Origin of the sequence: Waddlia chondrophila WSU 86-1044 (genome assembly GCF_000092785.1) — a bacterium.
Classification (GTDB): Bacteria; Chlamydiota; Chlamydiia; order Chlamydiales; family Waddliaceae; genus Waddlia; species Waddlia chondrophila.
In genome coordinates this window covers 1,007,446-1,026,674 of record NC_014225.1, presented here as the reverse complement: position 1 = coordinate 1,026,674, position 19,229 = coordinate 1,007,446, and the positions used below count along the sequence as shown (strand labels likewise).

Here is a 19,229-nt window from a genome sequence, read left to right as displayed (position 1 = left end):
ATCGTGTTCTTTTTTTACTTCCTACTATATGAGTTATTTGATATACCGAATTAATTTCAAGAATAGATAAAAGGAATAGAGCTCATGGACAGTGATCGCAATCACCATAAAGGTTCCGCTAAAAGCACTTCTACAGTAAGAAAATTGCAGCAAAGAACAACAACGATCGCTCTTTCTATCCTGGTCGCAGTCTCCTTTGGAGTGGTCGGGCTTCAAATGTTATCAGCAAGCAGCAAAACTTCCGAATCGCATCCAAGGATGAACGGAACAAAAGCTTTGACAATACTTGCCCAAGAAAAAGAACAAAACCAAGCCGGTGTTGCAACGAATTTATCTGGTGCTTGGAACTCGCAGCAAAATGATGCAGAGACAGTTAGAGAGCTCAATAAGATTCAAGCAAGAAAGATCAAAGATCTCAAAAGAGAGCTTAACAATGCCAATGTTAAACTTCATAAGATTAAATCAGAACTCTTTACAAAAGGGGACCCTTCCGATAGAGCAAGACTGGCTGAAGTCTGCCAAACGCTGACTGAAAAAGAGCGCTGCAATGAAGAATTCCAAAAAAAGATTTCCGAACTGGAGTCTGAAAGAGATTTGAGAAACCAAAAAATTACGCGTATGGAACAAACAATTGATGCACTGGCAATGATGACCGATACGCAGCGAGACACCAAAGAAAAAGCGATCTTCAATCTTCAAAGCCAAATTGAAAGGCTGGAAGAAGATGCTAAAAGAGAACGCAATGAACTCAAAAAGACACTTGCCGAATTGGAAGAAACAAATCACAAGCTAAAAGAGAATTTGGCAGACAAGGCAGCGGCAGTCAAGACTCTTGAGGAAGAAATTTCCTGGCAATATGGACTGATGAAAGAAAAAGACAAGGATCTGCAATCTCAAAGCAAGCTTTACACCCTTTCTGAAAACCAGTTGCAAAAAGAGATCAATCACTTAGGGGAATCTCTTGAACTTGAGATGCTGAAAAACCAAAGCCTTGCGGCTGAACTCGAAATTGCTCTCGCAAAGGAAAAAGCGCAAGAGCAATATACTAGATCGCTGGAAAGCCAATTAGACAAGAATAAAAATCTCTCAGAAAAAGAGAAGAATCAGTGGAACCAGAACATGGTGAACTTCGCTAAGGAGTATTTGGAGCTGCAGAGCATTCTCGATGTTTACACCCATTCTCATGATCACCTTACAAGCAAGCAAACCAAACTTGCCACGCTGGTCAAGGAAGAAAAATCCAAAGTTGAATCGCTGAAAGAAGAACTGGACACAGCGTTAGCTGCTGCAGACGCAGAACAACAAAAAGGACTGTGCATCGAAGAAGAATTGCATGCAACAGCCCACAAAATCCTAGAGATGGAAGATGAGCTAAAGAAAAAACAAGTTGATATTGAAAGCAAGCAGCAAGAATTAGATACGCTTACCTATTCCAATGCATCGCTGCGCGATCAGCTGCACGCCAGAATTGATCAACTTACGACCCTTTTAGAGGAATCGCAAAAAGAGGTTCGAAGAAAAGAAGCTTCTGTCCGCGACTTGGCAATCAACCTAGAGCTCGAACGCACGCGTACACAAGAGTTTAATGATCGGCAACTTCAGCAGTCAGAACAGATCAATGCGATGGAAAAAGATCTCAAAACCCACCAAGAAGAGGTAAATCGTCTGCAAGATAAGGTTCTCGCATTGACTTCCGAATATGAGCAAGAAAAACAGCACTCCAATGAGCTGCAAGCTTCTCTGTCTGATTACGAATCGATCTACAATGATTACGACAAACTGCAAAAGACTTTTGATGAGAATATCGACCTTCTTCAAGCAAAACTCGACAAAGCAACAACAGACCTAAATAACGAACAGAAGAAAATCCAGGAGGCAAGCAAGCTTATCAGCTCACTAAATGATGAACTTGCTCAAAAAGAGGATAAAATCGAAAAACTTCACTCCTCGCTTGCATCTCAGGAGAATCAAGTCGACGCATTAATTGCCCAGCTAGAAGAAGAGCGCAACCATTCCAACTTCCTTGAAGATCGCGTTTATAGTATTGAGGAAACCGGCCCATCATCTTTGCAAATCAAAGAGATGCAGCAAACAATCGCTCAGCTCAGTAAAAAAGTTGAACTGGAGCGGCATCGAACTCTCGCGTACGAAAAGGCTAATAAAAACCAAATTGGGCATACGAAATTTCTCGAAGAGAAACTGGAAAATTTTTCTGCTCAGATTGCAGAGCTGCAAAAGCAGGTCGACAAAAAAGATCAGTTAATTTCAGAAATGCGCTTAAAAAAAGAAAATCAACCGGAAATTGCTGACAACTCCGGCCGCAGTGTTTCTTATCAACACACAGTGCAAGAAGGTGAAAATTTGGGAATCATTTCCACTTATTATTATGGGACTCCCAACCGATGGATAGACATCTACAATGCCAATAGAAAGGCTATACTTGATCAAAATAAGCTTGAACCAGGGATCGTGATTACGATTCCTTAAATCGCCTCAAAGGAAAAGGTAATGGTAGCTACTAACTATGATTCGATGCCTATTCAGCAAATAATCTCAAGACGTGAAGATGTCATAAAATCTATCAATAGCGAAGTTCAAGCTCTCAATCGGCAGTTCCGTCGAAATGCTCTAGAGCTTGATACAGATAAAATACAAGAACTCTTTCAAGATCTAAAAGAGATCAATCAAAATATTGAAGCCAGGAAAAACGAATTTGAGTTTAAAAGAAAGCGTGGACGCTGCTGCGGTCTTCAAGGAGTTTCAACTGTCACTTGGATCTCTATAGGAGTTGAATTTCTCGCAGCGATTCTCCTTGGCATCGGAGAAATCACCAGCTTAGTGGCTAGTCAAAAACTTGATGATAAAATCTCAGATTTAGAAAAGTCCTGCAATACCACTATCTCTTCGGCTGAAATCGATGCGATCGAAGGTTTGAGTATTACTCAGATTGTTATCATCGTTTTAGCTGCAGGTTTGCTAGTCCCTTTGGCAGGCGCTGTTAAGCAAATTAATAATGACAAGGATAAAGCGCATCTTCTGATGGAAATTTTAGAGATTAAAGAGCAAGGCAAAGAAATCCGAGATTTCCTAACATCTTTTCAGCAATTCAAACACAGCGTGTCTCCAAAAAATTCCATACCAGAACAAACGCAACAAGAATCTTTTTCTCATTGTGTTCACTGTCTCGATCATCTACCGGAAAAAGGATTTCGAGAGCATATTCCATCCAGAGACCACTGGATATCCTTAATGGTGCAGCTACTGCCAGAAGATCACCCGATTAAAGAACAGCTAAGAAAGATGCGCGATGCTGCACTAAGCCAGGTGCAGCCTGAATCAACTTCTGATGACGAAAAAGAAGAGGAAACCGATTCTTCATCATCTCCTCGAAGAAAATTTCGTGGAGAAAGAATGACATTCTCTTACCTTAGAACACCCAGGATAGAAAGTAGCGATCCCATTCAAATTCTTGACACTAAATTCAAAAAAAAATACCAAAAAAAATGGTTCGCTTTGGAGGAAAGCTTAGGAATTCACCTTCATTGTGTGCAGTTAGATGATGTAGCTTTAGGAAGAAATACGGCCATTGCTCCTGATATTTCATATTTTGGAGCAACGTTTCCGGTTGAATTGGAAGACGAAGAAATTCGAATCCCTATTAATGAAATCGTCTAAAGCAAGTTTCGGTAGTAATCTGCGTCTAAGGCTGAAGTGAAATGATGGAGTAATGATCCATAGAAATTGCACTCGACATGTTCTTATTTGCTTCTCCAAGATTCCAGCAAGAAGCGCCCTGAAAATCTTTTTTTAATTTAGCAAGATCCCAATTCCATATCATATAGTTTGCAATCTGAGTCAGCCAGTAAAAATTTTCCATTTGAGCAAGTTTTTCACTTGCTTCAGATGCTATCCTAATTTTCTCAATCTCTTCTTTGGTAAAGCCATCAATCTGCATTCTTTTCAATTCAACTAATATGGATTGACCAATTGAACTGACAAATTTTTGATCGGATATATATTGAATCGTGATCCATGGACAATGAAACGAGGGATAATAAGGAAAATCGAGGCAAACACGGATTTCAGCTTTCAGATCCTCTTGCTGACAAAGTTTGCTTTCCAATCTTTCTTTGATCAAAGAGTTGACAACTTCTAAACACCTTGCATTGTCTTGCTTCACAGCCAATTGCAAAGGAAAAGTCATACGAGTAATTGCATGACTTTTTTGAGAGTTTTTCATCACTTTTGTTTTGATCCCTTTCTGAAAATTCGGCAATCGGGGAATTTTAGGACTTGTCGCTCCATCTTTCTTGGGAATTTCCCCCAAATAATTAATGATTAACTGCTTAGCTTTTTCAGAAGAAAAATCGCCTACAACTACGCAGACAAAATCTGCAGGATTGACAAAACTTTGATTGAAAAAATGTTGACTCTGTTCGAAAGAAGCTTTTTCAACATCCTTTGCCTTAAGAGAATTAAAGACGTGGAATTGCTGCGTATTCAAATCCATGAATGCATCTTCAAATTTCTGTATAGAATCGAACTCTCTGTTTTTCAACAAGACCTGGAGATTCTTTTTGTGCGCTTCATAAGCTTTTTGGGAGAAACGACTTTTTGTAAAAAAAAGATTTACAAATTTAAATAGCTGTTCCAGTTCATTTGATCCTGATGAGAGCTCAAGAGATCGGCTGAACGGCTGCATTTGGGTTTCAAATTCGATCGAATATTCGTAAAGGAGCGTATGCATCTTATCGAATCCAAAATCTGAGATTCCAGAGCGCAACGCAGCTTTTAAGGAAATTTCTCCAGCAGCTCTGTGTCTTGCAGGAAGTTCGGCAAATCCCCCTTCTGCCATAAGTCTCACAAGGACTTCTCCGGGTTCATTCTCAGTCTGTTTAAGAGCAACTCTCATTCCATTTTCCAATACAAAAACTTCCACTCCTGTTTCTTGATAAAAATCAGCTGCAAGAGTTGAAAATCCAAAAAGAAATGTGAGCACTATCCGTTTCAACATAAGAACCTAATTTATAAAAAGACTTTAGATGGTGTCGCCCGTGAGTTTATACCGATCATTATCTGCAATGGTAAACTCACGGTCGACGCTATCTAGAGGGTATTCATAAAATCAATTGAGCTCCATTTTAAATATTAAATGATACAATTAGCTGATTAAGATTTCTTAAAGATTTTTCGGTGAATTCAAGTCAGGTGAATTCAAGCTTCTAGCCTATAATGATCGGTATAACTCCGTACCCTTGTTTTTTTTTAGTTGCTCGATTCTGCATCTTTCTGCAAAACTGAGCTATGGCTTGTTTTCCTTTTTAATCTTAGGAACAGGGTAATTTTTTTCTGGATAACGAATGCAAAAGAAATTGACTCAAAGAGGCATTTTTAGATAGACTGTTCCTTATAATTGCCCAGGTGGTGAAATTGGTAGACACGCCAGATTTAGGTTCTGGTGCAGCAATGTGTGTAGGTTCGAGTCCTATCCTGGGCATCATTTTTCCAAAGCATGAAACAAAGCATCGTTGCCCTCGTTTATAATAAAGAAAAAAGCAAAGTTCTCACCATTAAAAGGAGAGATGTTCCTATATGGGTTCTTCCCGGAGGTGCATTAGATCCTGGAGAATCTCCGGAGGATGGAGTTGTAAGGGAAGTTTTTGAAGAAACAGGATTAAACGTTGCGGTTCGAAAAAAAATTGCGCGCTACACTCCAATTAATAAACTGGGAACAACCACTCACTTTTTCGAGTGCTCTTTTGAATCCGGCACACTCCAAACCGGAGATGAGACAGCCGATATCGGTTTTTTTCCAAAGCAAAAGCTGCCCAAGATTTTTTTTCAGGTTCATCGCGATATGCTTGAGGACGCATTCCAAGAACACCCTCAAGCTTTAGAGAAAAAATTCGATCAAGTCACCTATTGGGCTTTCTTCCGCTATTTTCTCCGCCATCCGATATTGGTTCTGCGCTTTGCCTTGTCTCAGATGGGATTCCCCCTTAATAAAAAACCCTAATTAACCGGCAATTCCAATGCCAAATCAATTAGGGTCAAAAAAATTCTTCAACTCCAAGACTTGTGACAGGATATGTCTTAAGCGATGTTTTGTGCTTTATGTAAAATGCCATGCAGTTTTTAGTATCACCTGGCTTGTCAAAATTCCGATTTCTGAAGTAGTATCGGTAGATACCGAATTACCTGAATTTTATAACGAATGCAGGCAATAATACGCAAAGGTTTTTTTTAATTGCTTCCGAAACCACGATTTTTAAAGAGCTTAGAAGAAATTTTTATTCATTCATGGTGGGTCATTCTTTTTTCGCTTTTATGTTATACGTGGTTGGAGCATGAAAACAGACAGCAAAGAGTCGCCTTTCACGAACTGACGCAGCAACTCATGGAATTAAAAAATCATCAAATTGAAGCTTCAAAGCAACGCATCTATCTTCTCAATCAGATTAACAGTCAAAGCGATCCTGCATGGGTTGAGTTAACCTTAATTAAAATCCTTGGGCTCATTCCTGAAAACCAAAAAAAAATTTATTTTTCCCATGAAAATGAATAACAAAAAAGCGGCCGTGAAATGCAAGCGCTATTCAAAATCAGACATCAAAGATAAACGCTAATCAGTACATGTACACCTTCCTATTCCTTAGTTTTGCTTTGACATTGCTCACCTTGTTATCAGCCTATTTCTCAGGGTCTGAGACAGCGCTATTTTCCCTTTCAACTCTAAAACTGAAAACTTATGCGAAAGATCCAGATCCGCGGAAAAAACTCATTGCCAATCTTCTGAAGCATCCCAGAGATTTACTAGTGACGGTTTTCATGTTGAATACCTTAGTGAATATTTTACTTCAGAATGCAGCCTCACACATGTTCGGCAGCTCGGCTGGATGGGATTTGAAAGTTGGCATACCGCTTGTCCTTACACTATTTTTTGGCGAAATCATACCGAAAAATTTTTGTATGGAACACAACGTGAAGATTGCCTATCTTGTCTCCCCTTCCATTAATTTTTTTCATCGATCGTTAAGGCTAGTCAGGAAAATAACAATCGCCATTACGCTGCCAGTTTCGCGAATCATGTTCTTTTTTTTGAAAAGAGAAAAAAGTATTTCAAAAGAAGAGCTTGAACATGTACTGAAAACATCGGAACAACACGGCGTCCTGCATCCTGATGAAGCAAAACTTATCTGGGGATATCTTAAATTTCAAAACACAACTGTAAAAGAAATCATGGCTCCAAAAGAAGATATCCTGTTTTTTGACATTAACAATCCAATTAAAAAACTTGTGCACTTATTTGTTGACGAAGAGTGCACCCGCATTCCCATTTGTGATGGAGACCTAGACAACGTCATAGGGGTTATGCATTCAAAGCAATTTTTTCTCTACCACGATCAATTGAAAGATAATCAAGACCTCAAACCTTTTACAAATAAACCTTTTTTCGTTCCTGAAACAACCTTGGCGAAAACACTTCTCAAACAATTAGACGAGGCAAACGAAGTGCTTGCGCTTGTCGTTGATGAATATGGCTCTATTGAAGGACTTGTTTCAAGAGAAGATGTCGCAGAGCTTGTTGTCGGAGAGATTGCTGATAGAAGAGATCAAAACCCCCTTTACACTGTGGCGGGATCTCATGAAATCATTGCTAGTGGAAAGCTTGAGCTGATGGAATTCAATCGGCTATTCGATTCAAACCTCCATAGTAAAACAAACATGGTGACTATTGGAGGCTGGCTAATCGAAGAAATGGGAGAAATTCCCAAGGCAGGCACCCAGTTCAAAACAGATTGCTTCCTTTTTCAAATTTTGGCAGCCGATCCAAACCGTATCAGAAGGCTTTATATTAGAAAAATCGATGTTAAAAAGGTGGCTTCATGATCGCTTCTGCATTTTGGTGGATGCTTTTAAACTTAATCTCAATTGTGGTTCTTGCATTCTATTCAATGATGGAGATGGCTTGCGTCTCTTTTAACAAAGTGCGTCTTCATTATTATGTTCATCAAGGGAATTCTCGGGCAAAAATGTTGAATTTTCTGCTACATCATCCTTTTCGACTATTTGGAACCACCCTCATCGGCGTTAATGTAGCAATGGTGATCGGATCGGAGTGTTCCCGCGAGTTTCATGCAGCCCTTGGACTCAGTCCCGATCTTGCCCCTCTTACACAAGTGGTTCTCGTCGTTATTTTTGGCGAGCTGGCCCCCATGTTTGCAGCAAGGAACTATGCTGAACATGTTGCAATGCTTGGCATTCCCATTGTTTACGCAACAGCCCGTCTTCTCTCTCCGATCCTGCAACTCATCGGATGGATCTCAAAAATTGCGAACTATCTACTCAAAGGAAAAACAGAAGAAGCCAATCTTTTTCTAAATCTGGAGGAACTGCAAAAAATTCTGGAAGAACACGGTGAAGATGCCGTTTCTCATGAAAACCAAGAGATTAACTTAATCACTCAAAACATTTTTCGTCTCAGACATTTAATCGCAAGCGATGTCATGATTCCTCTTCATGTGATCCCAAGGTTGCCTTCTAACGCCTATGTGGGGCAAATGAAGAAACTTGTTAAACAGACAAATGCAGATTTCATCCTCATCTATTATAAGGAATACAAACACATTGTCAGTGTCGCCTTCCCTCGCGATTATCTTAGGTTTCCCAATTCAAGAAGAGTTAGAGACTACGCAAGACAACCTTGGTTTGTCACAGAAAACACCCCTTTAACAACCATTTTGCAGCAATTTCAGCGCAACAATCAATCTGTAGCCATCATTCTTGATCGACACGGACAAGCGAAAGGCCTCATCACTTTAAACGATCTTCTTTCTGAAATATTTGGCGAGGCCAGCCTACAGAAGCAAAGGGACAAATCCCCTGTTTTAATCGAACGCACATTTTTGGGAGAAACGACGGTTAAAGAGTTTAATCAGCAGTTTTCGGTCACCATTAATGCAAATTCAGATCTTACCTTATCCGAGCTTGTACAAAACGCGCAAGGCTACCTTCCTGAAGTAGGTGAAACGATTTATATTGAACCGTTCGAGATGACAATCAAGGAAACTTCACTATTGGAAGTTAAGAGCCTCGTTGTAAAAACAAGAGTTCATTGACAGCGTTCACAATCACCTGAATCGCCTGATCAATTTCCTCACGTGTCGTATGGCGGCAAATGGAAAAACGCAAAGACGACCGTACACGGCTTAATGGATACCCCATTTCAAGCAAAACGCGAGAAGGCTCCAATCCTCCAGAAGAACATGCAGAACCGTGCGAAGCAGCAACTCCAGCAAGATCAAGCCTTTGCAAAAGAGCCTCTCCATCAACTTCTGGAAAGTAGAGGTTGCTGGTATTGGCAACCCTTATTCCTTCACCATTGATCGCAGTGCCTTCTAATTTTGCCAACAGCTGCTCTTCAAAATGGTCTCTTAAAGACTGCATCTTTACCAATCCTTCCGGCAGCTCATTTTCTAAAAGACGCACAGCTTCCGCCAATCCAACAATACCGGAAACATTTTCAGTGCCTGCCCTTCTCCCGAATTGATGTCCTCCTCCAGTCATGTGGCTGTCGAGTTTAAAAGATTTACGAACAAAGCAAAAACCTACCCCTAAAGGAGCGTGGATTTTTTGTCCGCTGAACGACATGGCAGAAACTCCGTCCGGAATTTTTATCGTATCTCTGCCGAACTGGGCAACACCATCAACAAAAAAAGGCACCCCTGCCTCTTGGGCAATTTGCGCAATGGAAGAGATATCGGCCTTCACTCCAGTCTCATTGTTTACTGACATGATAGCAATCAAGCAAGTATCGGACCGAATAGCAGATTTGACATTAACTGCACTTGGCGCACCATATAATCCAGGTTTAAGGTAAGTTGCCTCAATCCCTCTTTTTTCCAGCATCTTCACAGTTTTATAGACACAGGAATGTTCAGCCGTAGAGGTGATCACGTGCCCTTTGCCATTATTCTTGTCAAAAATGCCTCGAATGACCAAGTTGGCTCCCTCAGTTCCTCCTGAAGTAAAAATGATCTCATCAGGTCTAACATCGAGATAGCGGGCAATGTAATCTCTTGATTGTGTATAATATTTTTTTGAATTCCTGCCATACTGATGAATGCTTGAAGGATTTCCGACAACTTCGCGCATGTAATCAGCCACGGCTTCAATAACCGATGGTGCGACAAACGTATTTGCATTGTGGTCAAGGTAGATTGCTTTGTTCATTGCTTAGAACCCCGCTGTTTTATTAGGGACTATGAGATTTCCAAGAGAATCACAGTGATATTATCCATTCCTCCCCGTCTATTGGCCGACTGAACAAAAAGTTCTGTTTTTTTGTTTATATCAGCTGAGAGACTTAAAATCTTTTCAATTTCTTTATTGGAGAGCAGATCGGACAATCCATCAGAGCACATCATCACAATGTCTCCTGGTCTAATATCGCAAGAATCGATCGAAGGCTCTACCTGCGGTTCGGTCCCTATCGCTTTTGTGATAATATTGCGTTGATTGAATTCTTGAGCCTGCCGCTTATTCAATTCTCCCAATTCAATGAGTTCTTGAACAAGAGAGTGGTCGGCTGTGAGTTGTTTAATCTTTTGATCTCTAAATCGATAAATGCGGCTGTCTCCGACATGAGCAAAAAAGAAGAAATCTTCGACAAAAATTCCGCAGCAGATCGTTGTTCCCATTCCGCGCAACTCGCGATCTGCCTTTGCCAGGCGAAACACACTGCTATTGACTTCCTTGATCACTTCAGCGAGGAGGCTCTTAGCGTTCCGAGGAGTGATTTCTCCTGATTTTGCTTCGATGAATGAGGCATAATGATCCACAGCTTCTTGAGCAGCAATCTCTCCAGCAGTATGTCCCCCCATTCCATCAGCTAAGACAATGACATTAGATTCCGGAATCACTTTCCAGGCATCTTCATTGTTTTCTCTCACTTGACCGGTATCTGTCAAACCTGAGGATCTAAAGGTAAAAGGTTTAGTCTTAGCAGTCATGGTTTCGGGCAATTTTATCATAATCTCTATTACATTTCAAGTTGGCTAACCACTAATAAAATCACATTCACGCAATTAAAAACGGCGTGCAGTCCAATCGGCGCCCACAAAGAACGTTGTTTTTCATATAAAAATCCCAAAATTAACGAAAGGGTGAACAAAGAGACGAGATATTCGATATTGCTCCACCCTTGTGCCAAGGAGAAGTGAAACAAGGCAAAAACAGCCGAAGCAAAAAAAATTGCGCTCTTTGGATGGATAAAACGGCGCAGCCACCCCTGCAAATATCCGCGAAAAAGCAATTCTTCTGCGATAGGCACCACACAAATCACACCGATCGCCATGAAAACAGACATCGCCGGATAATCAAAACTTAATTTTAGCGTTTGCACAGCCACTTGATCTACTTCTCTAGAATCAAATAATTTTAATTGAACAATGCGAATGCATTTTCCTATGGCAACGACCAACGGATAAGCGATCAAAAAAGAGAGCGCGCCTATTCGAAAAGCGCTCCATGAACCCCCGGCTCCAAACGGCGACAAGGAAATACGCGTTTCTGTATCGGACAATTTGGCTGTGTAAAAAAACAGGGAGAAGCAGGCAAGATACATGGAATAGATCACCAGCCACCCTTGCGCCGCCCCCTCTTCCAAAGAGATGTGTAATAAGGCCATTGTCGCCGGAGCTACCACCAAGTGTACTCCCAGAAAAAAAAGAAAGATTCCGAACAGATCGCGAGAAGTGACTTTCCCGGGCCATGAAGTAAAAGAATCTTTCAAGTATTGATCCACCCTTTAAAAGTTTCTTTTTGCTGATTCAGCCACTGATCCCCAGAAGGATCGACAACAAATTGGCTGACGATCTGCTTTGCCCGCTCGCTGGTTTGATATCTAAAATGGGGTTTCGGATCTTCCACAACATCAGCGATCAATTCAGCCACCTCTTCCGGAGGTTGTCCGTCAGTTAAGATATTTTTCATTCTTTCCTGGTGTTTCTTTGAAAAATCGCCGTAGGGGCTGTTTCCGCCTCCCTCTTCGAGTTTCAGATTTGCTGCAAATTCCGTTGCTGTCGACCCCGGCTGTACAACACTGACGTAAATGTTCCAGGGAAATACTGTGCTGGCCAATGAAGCAGAGACCGCTTCGAGGGCATGTTTGGTTGCACTATACCATCCCATTGCCGGATTACTGACGACTCCCACGACACTGCTGATGTTGATGATTTTTCCACTTTTTTGTTTTCTCATTTGAGGAAGAACTTCCCGGATCACTCGGATTACACCGAAAAGATTGACGTCGAACTGCTTCATGATCTCATCATCAGTTGCCGTATCCACTGGAGATAGCAATCCATATCCGGCATTATTGATCACACAATCCAGCCTTCCCTCTTTTTCAATTAAATTCGAAACAGCTTCTGCAATTGATTTTTCATCTGTCACATCAAGACGTTCGACATGGACATTTTCAATGGGCTCCGGATTTCTCATCGTTGCATAAACGCGATGGCCTCTTCTAGACAATTCAAGAGCTGTCAGCCTTCCAATTCCTCTGGAGCTGCCTGTAATCAAAACCACTTGACTTTCCATGGTGCCACTCCTACATTTGTTTTTATTTTTTATACCCGATAGGCGACATATGAGTACAACCTTAATTGCCATTAGGCACGCAAAACCATTAAGTGAAGGATTTGCCGATGAACGTTTGCGCCCTCTTCACAAGGAAGGAATTTCGACACAAGAAATGATCGTGCAAAGGCTTGCAGAAAAAGGATACATGCCTGAAAAGATCTTCTCTTCCCCTATCTTAAGGGCTGTGCAAACCGCTGCCATCATTGCTAAGCACTTTTCCTTAGAGGTCGAAGAAGAGGAAGCGTTGGGCTACAATTTTAATCAGTCAATCCTGTTGGCAAACCTTCTTCAAGCGAATCAGGGCAAGACACTCGTCTTTGTCGGACATGCACCGCATCTTGCAGAATTTGTCAATGATCTGACAGGTTATCCGGCCTTAATGCATGGCCTGAGCAAAAGCGAGGCTGCGATTTTAAGATTCGACCAGGAAATCGAATTGGGCAAGGCAATTTTTTTAGACAATCTCAAATTATGATGTTGTAAAAATTTTTACCCCTCCCATATAGTGCTCTGCGTACATTTATGGGAGCATCAAATGATTCGATCCTTATCTCTTCTTTCTTTATTCCTTTTTTCCCAACTCCAGGCCTTTGAAAAATATGACCATTTAGACGGTCTAGGCGACCCTTCAATTTACGTTGAAGGCTATGTCAATGCTTTGACAGGCGCGCTTGTGCATTCACAGGCAGATCTCGTAGTGGATTGTCCTGAAGAACTCAGCTTTATTCGAAATTATAACTGTTTTAACTGCTACAACAATTCTTTCGGATCGGGATTCACACATAATCACCCTACAGGATCTTTTCGAGATGAATATGATAAGAAGACTGATACGAGGACAATTTATGTCGGCGAAAAAAGCGGCAACTGCCTGAAGTATTCCGATTGGAAATTTAGCAAACATAGCCGAAATTACTACTTAGATGAAGAACACCGCGAGCATGATTTAACAAATACTTACTCGGGAAAGATCAGCGGCAGGCACAACCTGAAAAATAGTTATCTTACTGCCGATGGCAGGCAAGATCGTATTCGCATTAGAGAAATGAAATTAGGCGATGGAACCGTTCGAAAATACAACGACAAAAATCAGCTATCAACCGAGATCAGGCCGAGCGGGAATCAGGTAAAGTATTATTACAGCAAAGATCAGCTGTGTTCTATTCAAGCATTTGACCGGAATGGCAAGGCATGTCTTGGATGGATAAATTTTTACTATAATTCCGGAATGCTTTCTTCGATTAAAACAAGTGACGGCAAAATCGCAAAATATACCTGTGAAATGAAAAGAATTAAGAAGCACTGCAAAGAGAAGCTTCCACTTCTTAAAAAAGTCCAGCTGTTCGATCAACCGAAGGAGATTCTTTACTCTTATGATGAAAATGTCATTAAAATTAAGCCTGAAGACGGCAGCGATTCTTTCAGGATATATGAGAGAAAAATTTCCGGACATTCAGGAGGAATGCACAGATCAAAATGTGAGTATGGATCGTCTGGAAAAATTTCTAAATTAACCTTATTTGGACCGCAAAGAAGAGGTGCTGTCTATTACTTCTGTTACCCTTTTTACGATAGAGGAACAATTGTTATCACACCTCTTAAAGCTGCCCTAAGATACACGGGATCTTCCGTAAGAGTTGGAAGCATCACCACTTACCTAAACGGTACTTTCTTTGCAAATCCTAAAGACCTCTACAGAAAACAGCGCTTTTATTGGGGAGAAAAGGAAAAAACGATCGATAACCGCGGAAATTTAACGATAAAAGCTTTAGAAGATTCTAACGAGCACATCTTATGCGCAGCAAGCTATATCTACGATCATAGAGGAAACGTACTGAAAGAGACTCTCTATGGCAATTTGACAGGGAAATGCGATTTCGAGCCGATCAAAATTACCAAAAAAAATGAAGTGGTAGGACAGGAGAGCTTCCATCACACGTACACCTACACCGATGATGGGCGAAATCTAGTGCTGACTCATGAAGATGGCGACGGGGTTAGAGAGGAATATGAGTATGTCCCAGGTTCCAACAGAGTCTCTCAAATCCTGACTATTGTTAATGATCAAGTGGTCAAAAGGCAATGTTATACATACAACTCCTTTATGGCGCTCACATCTGTTAGAGAAGACAACGGATCAAGCAGAGATGTGAATGATCTAAGCGATGTCACAAGCTCAACCGTTCAAATGCACACTTTGATAGAAGATCTCAAAACTTCAGGGTTTGGAAAACCAGAAGAAACAATTGAAGGCTACCTTAACCCTTTAACGGGAGTTCTTGTTCAACTCAAACGGCAAACATACACCTATGGCAAATATAATCTCGTGACTTCTCAAACAGTGTACGATGCTGATGACCGCCTTTGCTTCACACTCACCTTTGATTACGATTCTTATGGACGCTGCATTCGTGAAACAGACTGTTTCGGCGTGGAAACCGTCTACAAGTACAATACTCACAACTGCTGTGTATTTTCCAAGAAAGAGGGAGTCGGTTATTCAACATCATTTGCCTACGACAGTGCTGATCGAATGATTGAAAAAAGAGAATTGCATGAGAGTGGAGAAGAGTTCGTCTACACCTTCGCATATGATGTCATGGGGAATTTAATTGAACAAACTGATGCTTATGGAAATGTCAAAAAAATGACCTACGATTCCCTTGGCAGACATATCAAAACAGAATATCCGCCTGTTTTCTTGGCAGATGGAACAACATCAGCGCCAACAGAAGAGATGGTCTATGATATTTTTGATCGCATCGTAGAGGAAAAAGACCCTTTAGGCAATGTTACCCAAAAACGGTATACAGCTCGAGGGCAGCTTGCCGAAATTGTGTATCCGGATGGAACCTCTGAAAGATATGTTTACAACCTCAACGGCTCTTTGCATCAAAAATATGAGAAAAACGGCTCGTACCACACCATGGTATACGACGAGTTTCAACAGCTAGTGAGAGACGAAACCTACTCTTCGGATGGAAATTTCTTGAGGAAAAAAGAATTCGTATATGACCAAGGCCTTCTCATTTATGAAATCGATGCTTCCGGAACCGTCACCGAGTATCGCTATGATTTTGCAGGGAGAAAAAGCGCCAAGCTTATCCATGGAGAAGAAATGACTGCAATGGAAACATATGCCTACGATTCTTTGGGCAGGCTTTGCGGAACAAAGAAATGGTTGTCGGAGGAAAAAGGAGAATACCTGAACTACATTCAAGAGTTCGACTGCCTGAACAGGGTAACACTGAACAAAATAGAAGATCATCATGGAAAAACAATCTCCTGGACTTCCTATTGCTACGACATCAATGGAAACTGCGTTGAAGAGCGCTGCCAGCAGACGGAAAAGGCTGTCAGCGTGGCTAAAGCTGAATATGCCTCTTACAGCATGCCCCTTGTAACAATCGACCCTATGGGAAATGCCACTTGCTACCATTACGACTTTTCGTTCGAAAATGTTCATGGCCAAAAAGTCTTTCGTTCCACGGTCATCAACCCCAAAGGGGTGAAAATGATAACGACTAAAGATGTCTTAGGCAGAGATGTCGAGACACACATGGAAAATGCAGAAGGCGTTTTGCTTTCTAAAGGGCAATCTTTTTACGATCTGAAAGGCAATAAAACACTTTCGCTTACAGATTCCATCGTGCAAGGAGTTGTCAATAGAACCTACGAAGTCAAATGGGTCTATGATGCAATGGATCGAGTGGTACGCATCATCGAAGATCCGAAGGAAAAATTCAAGGAAACACAATTCACTTATCATCCGATGGGAATGTTAGAGACAAAACGTAAAGCGGATGGAGTGCTGCTCTCTTATTTTTACGATGATTTGGGCAGAGAAAGCGAGATGTTTTCTTCAGACCAAAGCGTGCACTACACTTACGAGTACAATTTAAGGGATCAGCTCATTCGAAGTGTTGATTCTATTACAGGAAAAACCATTGAAAGGAGATATGATTCCTTTGGCAATTTGATTGAAGAGGTGCTGCCGTCCGGCATGCGAATGCGGTACCAGTATGATCCTTTCTGTCAAATTTTGAAGATCACATTGCCTGACGAGTCTGCAATTACTTATACCTACGATCTAGCAGAGATGACAACTGTTTCCCGTTTTTCTCCGGATCAATCCCCTCTTTACACGCATCATTATACATCTGCCGACATGCAAGGGAGAAGCTTAAAAAGCGTTCTGATCACAGGCGACGAGGTGGATTTCAAATGGGATTTAAACGGCAGACCGACAAAAATTTCTTCGCTTCATTTTACAGAAGAGATTTCCGAGAAGGGGTATGACAGTGTTGGCAACTTGCTGCAAGCAGACTTTATCAACGGAGGCAAGCAATATTCAAATATTTATAATTATGATGAATTGAATCAGTTGATTTATGAATCGACAACTCGCGCGCATGATTATCGTTACGACTCATTGCACAATCGTTTGAGCAAGGATTCAGATGACTATGCGCTCAATTCCCTGAATCAAGTTGAGCAGTGCGAGGCGCATCAATATCAATTCGATTTAAATGGCAACACCATTTCTCAGATTTCAGCTGGAAATGAGATCTCTTACACATACGACGCCCTCAATCGATTAAGAGCGGTTGAAAGGGAAGGAATATGGAAAATAGAGTATCAATACGACTCTTTTGGAAGGCGTATAAGTGCGCATCATTTTAAATGGGCTGGAGAGAATTTATTAGAAGAGGAAAGAGAGTATTTATTTCAGGGAATTTATGAAATCGGCTATCGCCTTCCGAGCGGTGAATTTCCAGAATTGAGGGTCATGGGCAAGCGCGAGGGACCGGCTTTCCGCACCTGTATAGCCTTTGAACTTCAAGGCGAAACGTACGCCCCACTTTACGACCACATTTTTAATGTCGTTGCTCTTCTTGATCTTAGCTCTGGAGATCTTAAAGCTGCTTATCGCTATTCGGCTTTCGGAGAGATGCAAGAGCTTATCTCCTCTTCCATCATTTGTCCCTGGTTATTCAGCAATCAACGCTATACCCGTGAATCGAATCTCTATCATTTTGGCAAGAGAGATTATCGCCCTGCAATTGGCCGATGGATTTCACCTGATCCAGGAGATTTTATTGATGGGATGAATTTATATGCCTATACACGCAACTGTCCAACGATGCATTTAGATTTTTATGGATTTTCAACTCAGCCAGTTACTAAGCGTCCGATTGCCGAGCCTGTCTATGGAGGATTTGTAAGCTGCGAAATAATGGACTATTTAGTTAAGGGAGCGGGAAAATGTTGTGAAGTCGCTGCTCACAACATTTTACCTGAATCTACAGGACGCTTTGCCATTGAAGGAATAGCCAGAGTGATGCAAGGAGAATCTTTTGTACCGGATAACGGTTTTGTGTTACCATCGGTATCAGGAATTGTACCTGGCAGACCCCTTGACGGTATTCGAGTGCGTTACATCCCCGGTATTGGAACGCTGGAGTCCGGAGCTAGAGCAACGGCTGAAAAAATTTCCGGTTATTTACGCGGAGCCGAAGTGCATTGGACATGTCAGCAGTCTCGAGGATTTGTTCAGGATTTGGGATTGTGCATGGCGGAAATGATGCATATACGGACACCTGCAATCCAACATTTAAGCGAGCAGATCAGAAATGATTATTGGGAGATGCGGGCGATTAGAGGAGATAATTTTCTTTTGTTTTACATCGACCACAGTCGTGGAGGTTTGGATTTTTACGAAGCGACCAGAAATCTGCCTCGAGAAATGAGAGATAAAATGTTTGTTTTAGCATTGGGCAGTGCGAAATTATTCGATGCGAGAGATTATAAGTTAGTTAAAAACTATAGTAACGATTACGATATCGTAAACTTCATCGCTAATTTAACCTGTTCCCATCACGAAAATGTTAATCTTATTTATACAGAATACTGCTCTGGATCTGGAAATCCCCTCTCGTGTATTTTAGATCACTTAATTGAAAGTGGTGGATATCAAGATACATTATGGAGAGAAATTCAATTTTTATTGGAAAACGGAATTTAATATGAAATTGTTTTTTTTACCTTTTTTAATAACTGTGTTTTTTTTATTTAGTTGTCAAAACAAAGAAGAATTCAATTACGCACAATACACCTATAAAGAAATAGATAAATTTAAAAAATATGCATTTAAAAAATACGGCGTTGTTTTGTGGGGAAAAGGGGGGGGGTTTATGGATCAAATAAATGAAATAAGCTTGACCTTTTATATCCAAAAAGAATTGAAAGTAAAAGAAATGAGAGAGCTGATTATTAATTTATCCTGTGATTTTCTCAAACAAATTAACTCAAATAATGAAATCAGACAATATCTTGCTGAACATCCATTTACAAGTAAGCGTTTAGATTTAGCTGTAGCAATTTTTAATTCAAAAAAAACATACATCACAAATCCAGGAAGCACTAAAGAAAAATTAGCTTTAGGAGTTTTAAACAAGGATAATATTTGCTATACAATTAAAAATGAAGAAGAACAATTTTTGCAAAAAGTTTATAAAGAAACCTTTCAAGAAGCGATTGAAAAAGTGCAAATCTCTCAAATACAGTTGAATAAATAAAATGTA

General features: G+C 40.8%; 14 protein-coding genes and 1 tRNA gene. 10 read left to right on the top strand and 5 right to left on the bottom strand.

Annotated elements, in window-relative coordinates:
* Positions 1-84: 84 nt before the first annotated feature.
* Positions 85-2,487 carry a hypothetical protein gene (locus tag WCW_RS04630; RefSeq protein WP_013182030.1) on the top strand — a complete coding sequence of 801 codons (2,403 nt, stop codon included), beginning with the start codon at positions 85-87 and terminating at the stop codon, positions 2,485-2,487.
* Between the two features lie 21 nt (positions 2,488-2,508).
* Positions 2,509-3,675 carry a hypothetical protein gene (locus WCW_RS04625; protein WP_013182029.1) on the top strand — a complete coding sequence of 389 codons (1,167 nt, stop codon included), beginning with the start codon at positions 2,509-2,511 and terminating at the stop codon, positions 3,673-3,675.
* A 25-nt stretch (positions 3,676-3,700) separates the two neighbouring features.
* Here WCW_RS04625 and WCW_RS04620 read toward each other — a convergent pair whose 3' ends face one another.
* The gene (locus tag WCW_RS04620; RefSeq protein ID WP_013182028.1) at positions 3,701-5,014 is read right to left on the bottom strand and encodes an insulinase family protein; all 1,314 of its coding nucleotides are present in this window, start codon (positions 5,012-5,014) and stop codon (positions 3,701-3,703) included.
* A 401-nt stretch (positions 5,015-5,415) separates the two neighbouring features.
* Between WCW_RS04620 and WCW_RS04615 the strand changes: the two genes are divergently transcribed.
* From WCW_RS04615 to WCW_RS04595, 5 genes are all read left to right on the top strand, one after another.
* Positions 5,416-5,497, top strand: a tRNA-Leu gene (locus tag WCW_RS04615).
* Between the two features lie 15 nt (positions 5,498-5,512).
* Positions 5,513-6,016, top strand: a complete 504-nt coding sequence (locus WCW_RS04610; protein WP_013182027.1) for an NUDIX hydrolase — start codon at positions 5,513-5,515, stop codon at positions 6,014-6,016.
* A gap of 231 nt (positions 6,017-6,247) precedes the next feature.
* Entirely contained in the window at positions 6,248-6,565 is a 318-nt protein-coding gene (locus tag WCW_RS04605; RefSeq protein WP_013182026.1) for a hypothetical protein, read from the top strand.
* 68 nt (positions 6,566-6,633) lie between these two features.
* Complete coding sequence (locus tag WCW_RS04600) at positions 6,634-7,890, top strand: hemolysin family protein (RefSeq protein WP_013182025.1); 1,257 nt, start codon at positions 6,634-6,636, stop codon at positions 7,888-7,890.
* Complete coding sequence (locus tag WCW_RS04595; protein WP_013182024.1) at positions 7,887-9,119, top strand: hemolysin family protein; 1,233 nt, start codon at positions 7,887-7,889, stop codon at positions 9,117-9,119. The genes WCW_RS04600 and WCW_RS04595 overlap by 4 nt, the downstream gene beginning before the upstream one ends.
* Here WCW_RS04595 and WCW_RS04590 read toward each other — a convergent pair.
* The 4 genes from WCW_RS04590 to WCW_RS04575 are packed head-to-tail and all read right to left on the bottom strand — an operon-like array spanning position 9,085 to position 12,603.
* Entirely contained in the window at positions 9,085-10,233 is a 1,149-nt protein-coding gene (locus WCW_RS04590; RefSeq protein WP_013182023.1) for a cysteine desulfurase family protein, read from the bottom strand. The genes WCW_RS04595 and WCW_RS04590 overlap by 35 nt on opposite strands.
* Before the next feature lie 29 nt (positions 10,234-10,262).
* On the bottom strand, positions 10,263-11,033 hold the full coding sequence (locus WCW_RS04585; protein WP_013182022.1) for a Stp1/IreP family PP2C-type Ser/Thr phosphatase: 771 nt from the start codon (positions 11,031-11,033) through the stop codon (positions 10,263-10,265).
* Positions 11,034-11,041: 8 nt separating this feature from the next.
* Positions 11,042-11,794: a CPBP family intramembrane glutamic endopeptidase gene (locus WCW_RS09705; RefSeq protein ID WP_143876353.1), complete on the bottom strand. Its 753-nt coding sequence runs from the start codon at positions 11,792-11,794 to the stop codon at positions 11,042-11,044.
* Entirely contained in the window at positions 11,791-12,603 is an 813-nt protein-coding gene (locus tag WCW_RS04575; RefSeq protein WP_013182019.1) for an SDR family oxidoreductase, read from the bottom strand. Before WCW_RS04575 ends, WCW_RS09705 begins: the two co-directional genes overlap by 4 nt.
* A 49-nt stretch (positions 12,604-12,652) precedes the next feature.
* Between WCW_RS04575 and WCW_RS04570 the strand changes: the two genes are divergently transcribed.
* From WCW_RS04570 to WCW_RS04560, 3 genes are read left to right on the top strand one after another with little or no spacing between them, the layout of a single operon-like run.
* Entirely contained in the window at positions 12,653-13,120 is a 468-nt protein-coding gene (locus tag WCW_RS04570; RefSeq protein ID WP_041941525.1) for a SixA phosphatase family protein, read from the top strand.
* Positions 13,121-13,180: 60 nt separating this feature from the next.
* Complete coding sequence (locus tag WCW_RS04565; protein ID WP_013182018.1) at positions 13,181-18,670, top strand: RHS repeat-associated core domain-containing protein; 5,490 nt, start codon at positions 13,181-13,183, stop codon at positions 18,668-18,670.
* A 1-nt stretch (position 18,671) separates the two neighbouring features.
* A complete protein-coding gene (locus WCW_RS04560; protein ID WP_013182017.1) occupies positions 18,672-19,223 on the top strand; it encodes a hypothetical protein in 552 nt (183 codons plus the stop codon).
* Positions 19,224-19,229: the final 6 nt, after the last annotated feature.